General features: G+C 33.4%; 16 protein-coding genes. 6 read left to right on the top strand and 10 right to left on the bottom strand.

The features are described from left to right. Positions 1–15 precede the first annotated feature (15 nt). From ACZ098_RS02125 to ACZ098_RS02080, 10 genes are all read right to left on the bottom strand, one after another. The gene (locus ACZ098_RS02125) at positions 16–1,020 is read right to left on the bottom strand and encodes a LamG-like jellyroll fold domain-containing protein (RefSeq protein ID WP_487310082.1); all 1,005 of its coding nucleotides are present in this window, start codon (positions 1,018–1,020) and stop codon (positions 16–18) included. A gap of 157 nt (positions 1,021–1,177) precedes the next feature. Next, positions 1,178–2,017 (bottom strand): DUF6929 family protein, encoded by an 840-nt coding sequence (locus tag ACZ098_RS02120; RefSeq protein ID WP_487310081.1) that lies wholly within the window; start codon positions 2,015–2,017, stop codon positions 1,178–1,180. 135 nt (positions 2,018–2,152) lie between these two features. Next, entirely contained in the window at positions 2,153–3,835 is a 1,683-nt protein-coding gene (locus ACZ098_RS02115) for a hypothetical protein (RefSeq protein WP_487310080.1), read from the bottom strand. Positions 3,836–3,919: 84 nt separating this feature from the next. Further along, entirely contained in the window at positions 3,920–4,234 is a 315-nt protein-coding gene (locus ACZ098_RS02110) for a hypothetical protein (protein ID WP_487310079.1), read from the bottom strand. Between the two features lie 136 nt (positions 4,235–4,370). Continuing rightward, positions 4,371–5,165 carry a hypothetical protein gene (locus ACZ098_RS02105; RefSeq protein WP_487310078.1) on the bottom strand — a complete coding sequence of 265 codons (795 nt, stop codon included), beginning with the start codon at positions 5,163–5,165 and terminating at the stop codon, positions 4,371–4,373. A gap of 109 nt (positions 5,166–5,274) precedes the next feature. Beyond that, on the bottom strand, positions 5,275–6,030 hold the full coding sequence (locus ACZ098_RS02100; RefSeq protein WP_487310077.1) for a hypothetical protein: 756 nt from the start codon (positions 6,028–6,030) through the stop codon (positions 5,275–5,277). A 13-nt stretch (positions 6,031–6,043) separates the two neighbouring features. Continuing rightward, positions 6,044–7,012 (bottom strand): hypothetical protein, encoded by a 969-nt coding sequence (locus ACZ098_RS02095; protein WP_487310076.1) that lies wholly within the window; start codon positions 7,010–7,012, stop codon positions 6,044–6,046. Positions 7,013–7,067: 55 nt separating this feature from the next. Beyond that, a complete protein-coding gene (locus ACZ098_RS02090) occupies positions 7,068–7,781 on the bottom strand; it encodes a hypothetical protein (RefSeq protein ID WP_487310075.1) in 714 nt (237 codons plus the stop codon). A 216-nt stretch (positions 7,782–7,997) separates the two neighbouring features. Next, a complete protein-coding gene (locus ACZ098_RS02085; RefSeq protein WP_487310074.1) occupies positions 7,998–8,504 on the bottom strand; it encodes a hypothetical protein in 507 nt (168 codons plus the stop codon). Between the two features lie 82 nt (positions 8,505–8,586). Beyond that, a complete protein-coding gene (locus ACZ098_RS02080) occupies positions 8,587–9,015 on the bottom strand; it encodes a leucine-rich repeat domain-containing protein (RefSeq protein ID WP_487310073.1) in 429 nt (142 codons plus the stop codon). A 379-nt stretch (positions 9,016–9,394) separates the two neighbouring features. Here ACZ098_RS02080 and ACZ098_RS02075 point away from each other — a divergent pair, with 379 nt between their 5' ends. The 6 genes from ACZ098_RS02075 (at position 9,395) to ACZ098_RS02050 (ending at position 14,817) form a co-directional block, all read left to right on the top strand. Then, positions 9,395–10,117, top strand: a complete 723-nt coding sequence (locus ACZ098_RS02075) for a hypothetical protein (protein WP_487310072.1) — start codon at positions 9,395–9,397, stop codon at positions 10,115–10,117. A 283-nt stretch (positions 10,118–10,400) separates the two neighbouring features. Next, entirely contained in the window at positions 10,401–10,907 is a 507-nt protein-coding gene (locus ACZ098_RS02070; protein WP_487310071.1) for an ArsR family transcriptional regulator, read from the top strand. A gap of 33 nt (positions 10,908–10,940) precedes the next feature. Then, on the top strand, positions 10,941–12,473 hold the full coding sequence (locus ACZ098_RS02065) for an MATE family efflux transporter (RefSeq protein WP_487310070.1): 1,533 nt from the start codon (positions 10,941–10,943) through the stop codon (positions 12,471–12,473). 24 nt (positions 12,474–12,497) lie between these two features. Continuing rightward, on the top strand, positions 12,498–13,535 hold the full coding sequence (locus ACZ098_RS02060; RefSeq protein WP_487310069.1) for a GNAT family N-acetyltransferase: 1,038 nt from the start codon (positions 12,498–12,500) through the stop codon (positions 13,533–13,535). Beyond that, entirely contained in the window at positions 13,532–14,083 is a 552-nt protein-coding gene (locus ACZ098_RS02055; protein ID WP_487310068.1) for a hypothetical protein, read from the top strand. The genes ACZ098_RS02060 and ACZ098_RS02055 overlap by 4 nt, the downstream gene beginning before the upstream one ends. After that, positions 14,083–14,817 (top strand): ChbG/HpnK family deacetylase, encoded by a 735-nt coding sequence (locus tag ACZ098_RS02050; RefSeq protein ID WP_487310067.1) that lies wholly within the window; start codon positions 14,083–14,085, stop codon positions 14,815–14,817. The genes ACZ098_RS02055 and ACZ098_RS02050 overlap by 1 nt, the downstream gene beginning before the upstream one ends.

Here is a 14,817-nt window from a genome sequence, read left to right as displayed (position 1 = left end):
ATGTGTAAAGATATTTTATTTTTTTAGAATTTTCAGTTTTACTTCATTATTTATAATGGCAATGTAAGTGCCTGATTGTAATGAGCTAACGTTGATTGATTGGTGATTTGAAATAGCATCGTTTTTTTCTAAAACTACTCTTCCAAAAAGATCCATGATTGTAATAGAATTAATATCGGTACTTGCTGAAAAGTTGATGATTTCAGAGGATGGATTAGGATATACTTCAATTTTAGAAGTAGTGAAAGTAGTGTTGGCTAAAGTGGCACTTCCCCAATTGGAAGTAGTTCCTGTAAGTGCAAAATTGGCTAAAGTTCCGTTAGCGGTGGCTTTTTCATCTGTTAGTGAAGTTAAACCAGTATTGGTGCCATATGGAATTCCTTGATTGAACTTGTAATACAGTTTTAAATTATTTTCGCTTAGTGGATTGGCAATATCACCATTATTAGCAATGATAGTTGCAATTTCTGTTGCAGTTAAACCTTTATTCCATAGGCTAACTTCGTCTATATAACCATTGTGATACCAACTAAAGGCTTGGAACTGAACTAAACCAATCTTGAAAGTCAAACTGTTAGAGGTTGGCGCAGAACCAGATGCTGCAATGCTTCCTACCATTGTTGTACCCGAATACAGTTTGAGTAAAGCACCATCGTAAACCAGAAAGAAGTGATTCCATTGATTTGGTACCAAACCAGTATAACTAATACTATAGGCAACGCCGCTTGAATTTCTAAAACGCGCTTCAATTTCGGTTGCATTTAATTGTACGATATAAAAATCGAAATTGGTTTCATTTCTGTAGCCAGCAAAACCATCAAAGTTGGGAAATCCTGTAGAGGTACTTTTTGGGTAAACTTTACAAGACAATGTTATTGCTGTTGCATTGGCAAGCACATTTTCTGATCCAGTAACGTTTACGTTGTCGTTTACGCCATCAAAATCCAGGTAATTGTTTTGTGAAAAACCAGTATAGCTGTAAGCTAATAAAAAAATAAAAATAAGTAATTTTTGTTTCATAGTTAAGTTGTTTTGATTTGTTCAAATTTACATAATTCAAACTGAATTTCACAACTTATTGAATAAAAAACAGGGGTATTTGTTTTTATGTACAAAATTCTTATTATTTGTATTAAAAAATTAAAAATTTTGTTTTAAAAATTACTACTTTTTTGCATTAGGGTTTGAGCGTAATGGTTAATTTGAAGATATTTGATTCTAGTAATTCGGTGTCGTTGTCTTCGCACAATATAAATTCCAATTCTTTTTCTGATTTTTTGGCTAATGCGATGCCTTCTAATTTATGCGAATCGGTTATTTTTTTTGTAAAATCCAGTTTCATGGTAGTGGCATCTATTCGTCCGATTAGGCTACCTAAAACCTCGCCGTCGTCATAGGTGTTTGCGGTATCTTCTGCTGTTGCTAGAAAATATATTTTATCATCAATCAATAATGCATCGGTAAAGGTTGATCGAACGCCTTTAATTTTAGGCAATTTGATTTTGTTGAATACCACTGAAAAATCGTCGGTTAAATTAGCGCCACCAATTGTAAAAACTACATTTTGTCCGTTGGTTCCATTTCCGCGGTTGAATAGAAACCAGTTTTCACCGTTGTAGGCAACACCTTCAATATTAAAATCTTCAGGTTTTATTTCTGCAAAACTTTGCATGGATGCGTACAAATTACTCAAATCGGTTGTTGCAAGTACTTTTTTAGAAGTTGCATCAACAGTAATCATTTGCATTCGTTTTTCGGTGGAACCCGATCCAAAAAGGTAGATTTTATTATCGAATTGTGTTACCGCTTCAAAGTCTAGTTTGTCTTTTTTCGCAACCGCATCTGAAGCATTTTCTACCAGCGGATGTTTTTGTAGTTCTTTAGTATTCATATGGTATTCGTACAGAAAAGAACTGTTGTCGCCAATGGCAAGAAGTATATCGTTATTGAATAATAAGCCCGATGCTGATCCAAGGCCAATAATTTTAAGAAGTAATTGCAGCTGAAAGGTTTCCATAGTTATGAGTTATGCGTAAAATTAGCAATCAAAAATACTACAATAATCTTTATTTTTAGACCATTATGTTTAAAGTTATAGTTGGACTTCTATAAATTTGATGCGAATGGAAACTTTATTGCGTACAGATTTATTTTAATTGAACTTAATTGAATTGATTGTAGTTAGATTGGTATCAAATTGGCAATTAATTCGTATAACGGTTGTTTCTCGTTTACCTTCTTCGATAAAGGCAAGGGATGTATATAGTATATTACTTTTGGCTGAAAATGAAACGGAACCGCCCGAAAGTTTATGTTTTGCGAATTGTTTTTTTATTTGCTCCAGATTTTTTTGTAGCTGGGTTGTTAAATTATAAGTAGTAATACTGGTAGTAGTTCCTATTAAATAGTCGGTTAATGCTGTAGCAAACGCCGCCATTTGTGGATTACTAGTAATTGAAAAGTATCGGTTTCGGTTGAAGAGGATCTTGTCTTTAGCATTCCAAACATCGTTCAATCGCGATACTTGCATTAGTTTATAATTGGGATCAATGGTAATTCTACTCGTATTTTCGGTTGTGATTGTTTGCTTATTTAGGTCCTTAGAAAAAGTTAGTGTTTTTTTAGTTTTTAGATTATCTAGAGTTAGTATGCCAATTTCTACTTCTAACGGTTCATCTGAAGTTGTGGAAATAGCAACTTCATTATTAGGCAATTCTTCGAAATAAACATCGGGAAAAGCCTCAGTGGCATTTATTGTTTGCACTCCATTGGACTGAAATAGTGCATTTATTTCATCCAAAGTGGTTTTTCTTTTGTCGATTTTCTGTTGGTAGACTGCAACGATTTCATTAATTAGATTAGGATTGGAATTCATTCGCGCATGGAGGTACATGGGAATTAAATTGTAAGACAGCAAATTGTTTTCTGAAAAAGTAAGGTTCTTTTTGTTTATTTCATTCAAACTGCTTTTGCCTTCTAGCATGAAAAATCGTTCGCTTATCGACCTGTCTAATTGCTTTTCACCGTTTTGTGTGATGTTGTATTGCATTGAAAGAAACTCTGTAATGCCTTCGATAACAGGACGTTCTTTAATGATTAAGCCGTCTTGACCAAACCAGATATGGGCTATTTCATGTGCTATCGTATTTTCTTTGTTTTTTCCTTTTACGACATCAGAATTGTAAACAATGATGTTTTCGGTAGTTTCGCTGGGTTGATTGGTTGGAGCAAATACAATTTTGGGTTTTCTTTTAACTCCAAAAAAAGTGGCATAGTAATCGAAAGAACGACTCATTCCGATAGCCGCTTTTTTCATTTCTTCTAGATATTCCTTCTCCGATTCGAGGTAAAATATAGTAAAACCATTACTTTCAAAGGAGTTGAATTCTCCGGCAACTATTTTGGGTGCTGTGGTATATTTTTCTTGTAAGTCTTCTTGGGTTGGGAAAATTAATCGAAACGTATTCGACGTGATGTTTAAATTGAATTTTTTAAGGTTATAGAACTCGTTGCTTTTAATGCCTACATACTTTGAATCGATAATGAAAAAGTCCTTAAATACTTGTTCTTTATTGGTAATGACTTCAAATTGAATTGCATTTACATTTTGAATTTGACATTCCTTAAGCGACGATTTGTCTTTAATATAAGTGGCTTGTAACGGATTGAGCGACACGTTTTTTGGAAATAAATAGGTATCGTTGGTTTTGTTACCAAAATATTGATTGACTTGAATATTCAAATACTGGTCGATGGTAATGTCTGCTGTAATTTCTTGTTGCGCTAGTGCAATGAACGAATGTAAAAGCGTTATTAGAAAACCTATTTTTTTCATGTGAAAGGGGTATTTCCTATTTAAAAGCAGCAGTAAAAGCCACTTTCAATGGGTGCACGATTTTATTTTATGGAATTAAAGTAATTATTTTACTCTAGTTGTGATGATGATGGATGGTTTTAGTTCTTCCGCATCTTCGGCTTTTTTCGGAAGAATTAATATTTCCATTCGGGCAATATTTTTAGGATCTATGGTGAATTCGTTTAAGTTTTCTATCAAGACGTCGTTGACCATTACGTTGACATCCGTTGCATTTTTGATGTTTTCGTTTTTGGTCTTAGTTCGTTCTACAAATTCTTTTAAAGTCAGTAGTTCTGACGAAGATGCACTTGATTTTTGTTGTGAATAGCCGTTGATTGCTATTAGAATAAATGATAAAAGTACGGGTAGTTTTTTCATCCTAAAAAAATATTGACTTGCTTAATAGTACTTGCTAATTTTCGACTTTGTAGTACAAATATACTAAAACGAAAGTAGTGTTGGTTTATATATAATGTCTTTTCATTTTATATAATTAAATGATTTTTTTAGCGTTTTAAAGTTTAGCATCTATATACCAACGAATGTATTTTTCAGTGATAGTATTTAGTTCAAATTCTTTATTGATGTACGATTTTTTTGGTACTATTTTTTGGATAATTTTGTTCACATCTAAATTTACAATTTTTAATTTTTCAGAGGTACTTTTTAGATTGTGTATTGGTTGACCGCATTGATGAAAGGTTGCTGCAGTGTAGTGCAACGTATCCTTCTTTTGGATAAACTTAATAGTTAAGGATACTCGTCCGTCGGCCATGCCATACAATTCGTTGGGTTTTGGTTTTTCATCTGCTATGAACTCATCAAAGTTTGTAAGTTGGAGCACCTCTTTTTTTATTTCACGTTGTAGTTTTTTATTGATTCTTTTCTTCTCAAATTTTAGAAATGCCAGTTTATCTTTTAAACATTTTTTAATTACCTTTTTTTTGGGTCTTTCAAGTCTTGGTTTGAGGTATTCAGAAGTAAAATTATCCTTATTGGTATTCATTTCAACAAATAATGCAGTGCAAATTTCATTGTTTATGATGCGCCGCTTTTGGAGTTCAATTGTTCTGGTTTTTCGATTGCTGCCATCGAATTTTCTTGTGGTTTGACTGTTTTTTTCTAAGTAATATTTGCCATCTTGAGCTACTACAATTGCTACAATTTCAGCTTTATAAAAAACACCTTTACGTCTTCCTGATTCCAATTCATAGTTGTATTCCATTATGATTTTATCAAATGGAGTAGGAGCTTGAGCCCAAAGTAATTGACTAAGTAAGCCTATGGTAATGAGGATTATTTTATTCATTATTTAGTATACGAGTAAGTTATTTATACTACTTATTTTAAATTCAGGTTGCTATTTTGTCTCTGTAAATTAAAAGTTTTATTATGGAAAACTAGAGATTATGATGTTTTTAGTTTTCATTCTTTGGTTTCCAGTAGGTTTTTTCGATGTCAAACTTTTTTGTTATTGGGTTGAAGTTATACACAATTGCATTTCCGATGAAGCAGTTTTCGTAACTTTCTTTTTGAATATACCACGAGCTTTCAATTTCTACTTTGGTATCCTTTGTGAAGTCAAATTCAAAGATAGGATCGTTGAGTTCTTCAAATTGCGCTTCGCAAGTGGAGGTATTTTCTTTTCGTTTTAGTTGTTCTTTGAAGTCGGAAAAGACTGTTTTTTCATCACCAAATTGTTTTAGAGTAGCAGAATTGACTTGGTAAAAATGCAGCGAATTACCGTCACCAACTTTATCATTTGTGATTACAATATAGGAATTATCAGTTGTTTTATAGAGGTTTATAGACCAATAGCCGTCTACAATTCTAAACGCTGCTTTATGGCGTTCTAAATAGAGTTGATTAAAGTACTGAGGGTTGTCATCGGTGTAGTAATTGTATTGTTTGATTTCGTTATACCACTTCTTTCGATCTTTTAAGTTCCAATCCCAACTGGTAAAAGCACTATCAGGTAAAAGCAATATAATGTCGAGTAAGTCGCTGTTCTTTTTAAAATCAATCGGAATTTTCTTCTCAGAATTGGGTTGGTTTTCATCTTTTTCAGCTTGTACTGTATCGAACACTTTTGCGCTTGAAGACGACGCGTTTTGCGTTTTCTTTTCGCAAGAAAGGAAGGTTAGAAACAGCAGTATATAAAATAGTTGTTTCATTGGGTTGATTCTTTTATTTACGTTTGAATGTTCGTACGATTTTCTTTATTTCGTTTAGATTTTTTTCGTAGTTATTGTTTGTTGAGCCTATAAATAGGTAGTAGGAATTAGCACTAAAAAGCATTACCTGATATACTTTTTCTTCTAATCCTGTATCCTTGTCTTTCGCAACTGCAGTTATTTCATATCCTGAAATAGCATCAATACTTATGGCATTAGTGCTTTCAATTTTTACAACATTCAAGGGCATTTTTTTTAAACGGTTTATTGCATAAAGTTTGGTGTCTTTAACTTCAACGTTGGATAGTGCCTTCCCAATTATCAAATTAGTAGTATTTTTAGATTTTGAAGGAAGCATTCCATCGGTATTGTAAAGTAAAGTTTTAGACATGCTTTTTGCGAAAATCAAACTTGTACCTTCTGTATTTACTACAAAATCTACTGCTTCTAGTGGATTAGTTTCTTTATTTTCTTCGTAGACAGTAGTCAAAATGGCTGTTTTTATTTCGCTTCCAAGTTCTACTAAGTCCTTTGGAAATGCTCCATTTATCATAATCGTTTCTTGCTCCGTTCCAAACATAAACACTATTTTGGAAAACGTTTGTCCATATGCACTTTGTTCGGCTGTTAAAAGGACTGCTTTTTTTCCGTTTAAAATATATTCTTCTGAACTTTTTAGAACGATACCTTTAGATAACAAACCCTCTTTATTCATTCCTAACGAAATTTCTGAAAATGGGCTAGGAAATTCTATGACCATTATGGAGGAAGCATTTTCTTCTTGCTGAAAACCGCCAAAGTTTTGTGCTTTAGTAAAGCCCTTGGGTGGAATTAAACTTACTTTAGATCCAGATACATTTAAATGATTGCTTGTCATTTTATTTACAATGTTGTTTTGCGACGCGACAACGGTACATTGCAATACAAGAAATACTGCAAATAGCGTAGTCTTAATTTTATTTATCGAAGTACTTTGAATCATCGTATTTCAGGATAAAAGAGTTAGTTGGTTATTTTGTAGTAAGCGATTTAATAGGTTACGATAACTCGACGAATTGAACATAAATGCCTAATAAGATGTGCCAAAATAAATAGTGCCCTAACCGCACCGATAGCGAGGCTAAAAATCCTGCGTTTTTGAAATAGATTGCTTGTAAAAAGTTCATCAAAAAGCCGGTGAGTACTGAATAAATTACAAACAATAGTGCTCCGTCAGGAAGTTGCTCTAGAGGTTCTCTTAGTGAAGTTAACACAATGGCTGTCCATGATAACTGGTTGAAATATTTGCCTTTAGCAATCCATTTACCCAAAAACAAGAGTAGGGTTAAAGGAATAAGACGGTAGAATACCTCTATTTCTAAAGCACCTGAAAAAAACAAAAAAATAGAGTAGGGAAAGGGTTGTAGAAAAGGTGGTAACTCAGTATAAGGTTCTGGATGCATGAGTACTTTAATGACGATGATATCCAAAATGCCAAATACGGCTCCTATCAAAATGGGTTTTAAAAATCGCTGTTTGATAGCGATGCTTGGTTCTAAAAAATTGGGAATTTGAGCCTTGGATTGTAAAAATAAAAAAGGAATTCCTACAAGTAGTACTAGAATGTTTTCATAATTCCAAATGCGTAAGAACGCATGATGTTCTTTAATTGCATTTCCGTAAAATATTCCTATGATAGCAATTAGCAAAAAGGAACCATAAATAATTAGATTGTGCTGAAACTCCTTTCTAGGAATTTGGTTTACTTTCATAATGTACTGTTTTTAATGTTTCAAAATTGGTTTACTTATTTTTATCCTAAACTTGTACAATCAAAGCTATCCTAAGTTAGCTCGACTTGCATCGCGTAATTTCAGGAATTTATTTTTATAAGGTATCATGTATCTACTATTAACTGGCTTGTAAGTATCAGTTAGAAAAGCAAAATTCGAATAAGAAATTGCAACTACGAAAGCTAATTACAAGATTTACAAACAACTCTGGTCTTGTATTTTATCAAGTAATGATTTGAAATCTTGATTGTCTTCAGTATCTCGTATGCACATGATTTGATAGATTTTCTCGCCATCATTTACAATGATGATGTTCATGTAAATATCTTCGATCAGAATGTGTAATCGTAATTCGATTACGGTAGCATTTGCGTTTTCGAATTTTGTATTGCGAATGATTTTGGAATTGTTTTTCCAAGTCTTTATGTAATCATTTGCTACTGATTGTACTGTTTTGGAAAACGACTTGTTTCTTTTATTGGTCGGAATTGTAAAGTAGAGTAATCCTGTTTCTTCAAGTTTAGTCGAACTTATGGCAACCTCTTCTACCTCGCCAATTCCATCAATCGTTCGTTCTCCCTTTTCGGAAGTTGCTTCTTTAAAACAATCGATTAAATAATCATAACTTGATTTTTTCTGACCGAATGTAGCATTGGTAGTACAAAAAGCCAGTATTATAACTACGGTTGCATACCATTTCATACGATTGTTTTTTTGGATTGAATTCTATAGTAAGTCGTTTATTGATGTATTTGATTAACAGTATTCCTACAGGAAGCATCGATTAATCAATCATCAATTTGGTTTTAGGTAGTTTTAATTTTAATTCGTTTTTTAATGTCGCTTTGTATGATTTTGAAAACTCGTTTGAAAACAAAATTAATTCCTCTAAATTCTGCAATTCAAATAGTTCTTGAGGTAGTTCTTTTAAACTGTTTCCTGCTAAACTCAAACTTTTCAGGTTTTTTAATTTCCCAATTTCTTTTGGAACCGTACTCAATTCTAAATCGGTTAGGTACAATTCTTCTAGATTCACAAAATCACCTATGGAACTCGGAATTTCGGCTAGTTCACCTCCTGTGTATGGATTGATTTGAATTGATTTTACTATTGCTACATTTTTCTGAGCTTCTTCTAAAGATTTGCATTTTACACATTGTGCAAAAGAAGAGATTGAAAATAAGGCAAGGCAAAATGTTACTAATTTTTTCATTTTTGTGTTGGTTTTGGTTGGTTATATAAAAACAAATGTACTTATTTTATTAATTGATTTACTTATGAATTAGGAATTATGAATTATGAATTAAAAATTACGAATTAAGAATTACGAATTAAGAATTAAAAATTAAAAATTTTGAAATTTGAAATTGACTTTTGCAATTGACTTTTGCCATTGCTTTTTGCAACTATTCTTCGGGTTTGGTTCGGGTTTGGTTCGTATTTGGTTCGTAACTTGTTCGTAAAAAGGTGTGTTTTTTGCAAATTCTACAGAAATAAGTACTAATTTAGGGTACCACAACTACGAACCAAATATGAACCAAACCCGAAGAAAGTACGAACTGAACATAAAGTACTATATAAAATAATTGACAATGGCAAAAGTTACTGTTGAAGGCGCATTTCCTAAACGTATAGATGATTATATTTTGTATAAGTTAGGCGATCAAATTATCATTAGAACCAAGAGTGGCTTTACTTCAAAGGCTCTAAAGAAATCGCCTAAGTATGCTTTGAGTCGGCAAAATGCCTCAGAGTTTGGAAGGGTTTCCTCCACATGTAAGGCGTTACGAATTGCTTTGTGTGCTAATTTACCTAAAAAAAATAATCTTTTGGTGGTGAATTCTTTGACTAAAAGAATGCGTCAGCTTTTGGCTTTTGATCGTGTTTCGCTTCGAGGCGAACGCACCTTGTTCAATGCTTTTAGCAATCCAGAAGGTTTGGCTGCCTTGGTTGGATATCATTTTAATCCGGATGCTGCTGTTGCGATTGAATATACTGTTTCGGGAGCAAGCTTACATGTTCCTACCTCTTCGTTGTGCTTTCCTAATGATGCGAATGCTGTAAGTTTTACGGTCGTTTCGTTGGAGTTTGATTTTAATTTGAAAACGCATGCTGTTGGTGAAGGTGACAAATGTTTTTTTAGTTGTGCCACCGTGCCGCCGCAACTGGATTTAATCGTACCGTTTATAGAACGTGCAACTGGTGTATTGCTGACCGTTTTGGTGGTCGAGTTTTATAATCTTGAGGATAGTAGTTATATTCCTGTAGCGGATGATCGCAGTAAAGTGGTTTTACTTGTAAATTGTGAATCGTGAATCGTGAATTAAGAATTAAAAATTAAGAATTAAAAATTAAGAATTAAAAATTAAGAATTAAAAATTAAGAATTAAAAAATTATAAATTACGAATTAATTGAAATTGAATTTTGCAATTGAATTTTGCAATTGAATTTTGCAATTGAATTTTGCAATTGAATTTTGCAATTGATTTTTGCAATTGATTTTTGAAATTGAAACGCTGTGTTAAAAAAAAGTTTTGATAAAGCATTGTAGGTTACACGATAATGAGTACTTTTGTTGCTCGAAATCAAATTTACTCATGCTTGAAACTTTAATTACGTCTAAGACTCGTGTTCGGTTGTTGGTGAAGTTCTTTATCAATGCGGCTAATAATGGGCATTTGCGTGGTTTAGCAGATGAAATGCACGAATCGACTAATGCGATTCGGAAGGAGCTGAACAATCTTTCGGAAGCTGGGTATTTGGAGAAGGAAACGGTGCAAAATCGCATTAACTACAAAGCCAACAAGAAACATCCGTTGTTTGCTATGCTGCAAAAAATTGTGTTCCAACACATTGGTTTGGATGCTGTTGTGGATATGATTTTGGAACGTATGGGTGGTGTGCGTCAGATTGTATTGGTAGGTGATTATGCAAAAGGTATTGACAGTGGCACAATTGAAGTAGTACTTACTGGTGCCGATTTGAATACGGAATACATCATTCAGCTTGCTCCCAAAATAGAAGAAGTAATTGGTAGAAAGGTGCAGTTTATGCTCTCTACTGCTTTTTCAGGTGATGGTTTGGTGATTTATGATGCGAAATAATGTAACTACTTTTTCTAACAGATAAACCTATTTATGTCAAGTTCCAAAACTATTGCTAAAAACACGCTAATCCTCTACATTAGGATGTTTTTTACTATGGCAGTTTCTTTGTACACTTCACGAGTTGTATTAACAACTTTGGGTGTATCTGATTTTGGAGTATATAGTATTGTTGGTGGTATTGTTTCTTCTTTTGGTTTTATAAATGCCTCTATGGCCAATGCCACACAGCGTTTTTTATCGTTTGCAATTGGGGAAAATAATTTTGGTAAATTAAAAAACACGTTTAGTGCCAGTTTGACATTGCATCTTTTTATGGCTGTGTTTTTCGTGATTTTAGCAGAAACGTTGGGATTGTGGTTTCTCAATACGAAATTAGTAATCCAAGAGGATCGTTTGTTCGCTGCCAATGTCGTATTTCATTTTTCGGTTCTTACTTTTGTAGTCGGAATTATTCAGGTACCCTACAATGCTTTATTGATTGCTAAAGAGAAAATGGACGTGTTTGCCTACATGAGTATTTTTGAAGTATTTTTAAAATTAGTCATAGTTTTTCTTTTGCCAATTATAGTTTATGATCATTTGATTGTTTACGCTGGTTTGTATTTGCTCGTTTCCGTAATCATTCGTATTGCCTATAAATTGTATTGCAATCGGAACTTTGAAGAGAGTAGGTATGTTTTTTATTACGATAAACCGTTGTTCAAGAAGTTATTATCCTTTTCAGGATGGACTATGTTTGGAAGTATGTCGGTTATTGCTAAAAATCAAGGCATTAATATTTTATTGAATCTTTTTTTTGGTACAGTACTTAATGCGGCTTACGGAATTACCATGCAGGTTTTGGGAGCAGTTAGTATCTTTTTGATTAATTTACAAGTTGCTTTTCGTCCGCAAATTATCATGAATTATGCCAATGGTAATATTCCAAACTTCCATAATATTGTCTATAAAAGTTCTAAGTTTTCGTATTTTTTAATGCTTGTTATTATTTGTCCTCTTCTTTTAAACTTAGAATTTGTCTTGAAATTGTGGCTTACAATCGTGCCCGATTATGTGGTGCTTTTTGTAACCTTATCGTTGATTAGTCTTTTGATAGATTCGGTTTCCGAGCCGTTAATTATTGCCAATCAAGCTACAGGAAATGTAAAATGGTTTCAAATTATTGAAGGTACCTTGATTATCCTAAATGTTCCGATATCGTATGTGCTTTTGAAATTCAATGCCAATCCGCTAACTGTATTTTATGTTTCGATGGTACTTAATTGCATTGCTTTATTTGCTAGAATTGCCTTGGTTAGAAAAGTCATTGACGTGAAACAGTTTTTTGTAGTTACACTATTCAGAGTTTTTGTAGTTTCGGCGCTAGTCTTTGCTGTGGTTTATTTTGTAAGAATCAATATGGGTAAGTCGAGTACTATTTTTGCATTCATCACACAAAGCAGCATTGTTTTTTTTAGTAGTATTGTCTTTATTTTTCTGTTGGGAATTGAATTTTCAGAACGCAATATGCTCACTAATTTTGTGAAAGGAAAAATAGCCCAATTTAAAAATAAAGCCACGTAATTAGCTGTATTATTTGATTGTAAAATGAAAGAAATCGAGATTCAATATTACCACTCCTTTACTCAAATAGCTCCTGTTTGGAAGCAATTGGATCAAGTTGTACCGCCTTCGTATTTTTGTACCCTTGCATGGCATAAAATTGTGAGACGTTTTTTAAACGCTACTTTTTTAACTAAGAAAACGAATCGAATAGTTTATTTTACGGTTCGCGAATCCAGTTCAGATGCTGCAATAGTACTCCTTGGTTTTTTCTTTATTAAAAGTACTAAAGGAACTAAATCGATACAATTTGCTCAATTACTTGGTCCGTCGGATTATTATGATTTTGTTTATGCAAAAGCTGTTTCCGCTTCATTTTTAAAAGATTGTATTGCGAAAATTGTTTCTGATCAAGATTGTACTACTTTTTCATTTTCGCATATCAAAGAAAGTTCTGCCTTGTTTGAAGCGTTACAGCTCTTCGGAACACTTCAATCGGAATCTTTAGATTGTGTTGCGCTTGACCTTTCTACTAATTATGATGCTCATTATCAGTCGCTCAGTAAGAACGCCCGACAGAATTTGCGAACTGCACATAACCGGATATCCAAAAATGGTGTACGCAGCGAACTTTTATTTTTAAACCAACAAGATGCCGATACTATTGATTTTAAATTGCTAAAAGCCATTTACAAAGAGCGGAGTGCCTCCAAAAATCAAGCGGTTCACTGGAAGTCGCAATTGTATAATTTGCTAGACGATCCGTTTAGAAAAAAGTTGGACATGTTTGATTTGAAAGAAGTAAAAGACACCGACTTTGTTGTAGGTATTTTAAAATTAGACGATGAGATTGGGGCATATTTTTTTGGACTTAAAAACGGAAGTGTTGTAGAGATAAATCGAGTAGCGTTAAATCATAATTTAAAATTTTACTCTCCGGGCATGGTCTTGTTGGATGCTTTTGTTAAATTGGCCTACGAAACTGGTATTCAAACTATTGATTTGACTGTTGGCGACGAAAAATACAAATACGATTTGGGAGGAACAACCCATAAAATTTTTAATATATACGGTACGTTGTGATTGCACTAATTCAAAAAATAAAAGGAAAGATTGCTTATCTAAACCGAAAGCTCACCTTGTTTGTATGTGATGCGCTCAGTTTGGATACTTTTGCTCCAAGTTCTGCTACCGACTTGCAGTATTCGGAGTTTGATAGTATTGCTAGTTTGGCATCGATCACTTTTCAATATAATAAAGTAGTACTTGAGGAACGATTTTTACAACACCATATTTTGTGTGTTTTACAAGATTCTCAAGGCGTAGTGGCGAGTTACGGTTGGTACAATCATTCGGGAACGCATTATTTAGGTGAGTTGGATTTAACGATGAATTTGCCACAAGAATTTAGTGTTTTATATGATTTTCAGACTTATGAGCGCTACCGAGGCAAAGGACTTTATCCGTATTTATTGCACAAAATTTGTAAGCGCGATGCTACCAAGAAGATTATTTATGCATTTCCTGATAATCAATCGAGTTGTAAAGGGATTCTGAAGGCTAATTTTAAAGTCGTAGGAAACTTGTCTGGAATGAATAAGAAAATGTATAGTAAAATGATAACACGATAATGGGTACAATATACTTTAACGCAGATGATTTGGGGTTGACGCATGGCGTTAATCTTGGAATTGTGGAATGCTATAAAAATGGGGTAGTGAATAGTGCTTCGTTGATGACCACCACACCTTATTTTGAAGAGGCTGTTTCATTAATTCAAGAGCATCGATTGGACAATATTGGTTTGCATTTTAATTTGACTGAATTTGCTCCATTATTGCCTACTCATAAAACTATTGTTGATGAACAGGGTGTTTTTTTTAGATCTATTTGTGATAGAAAACAGGTCGATTTAAAAGAAGTTGAAGCCGAATTGGAGGCGCAATACCAACGTGCACTTGCGGCAGGAGTAGTCATTACTCATTTTGACAGTCACCATCATGTACACATGAGTGAATTGTTGAAGGAAGTATTTTTAAAAATAGCTACTAAGTATGGAATGCCCTTACGAAAAGTAGCTAATGGGTATCGCAATCCCATAAAATGGCTGAAGCATGATTTGTTGTTCAAGAACCATCAATTTTATACGGATTCGTTTTCTGCTGAATTTTACGATGGAGCCGTTTCAGAAGCAGTTTTAGAGCACCTCATACAAAATGCGAAAGGCAGTATCGAAATCATGTGTCATCCGGGTTATGTAGATGCTGAAAATGGAATTTACGATGTGCAACGGCAACTTGAAATAGATGTTTTGACATCAGAAAACATAATCAATTTACTAAAATTAAGAACGTTAAAAAAATAA

Source organism: Flavobacterium sp. SP2 (assembly GCF_057626655.1).
Note: the sequence above shows the minus strand (reverse complement) of the source record. Positions and strands in the feature narration are given on the sequence as shown.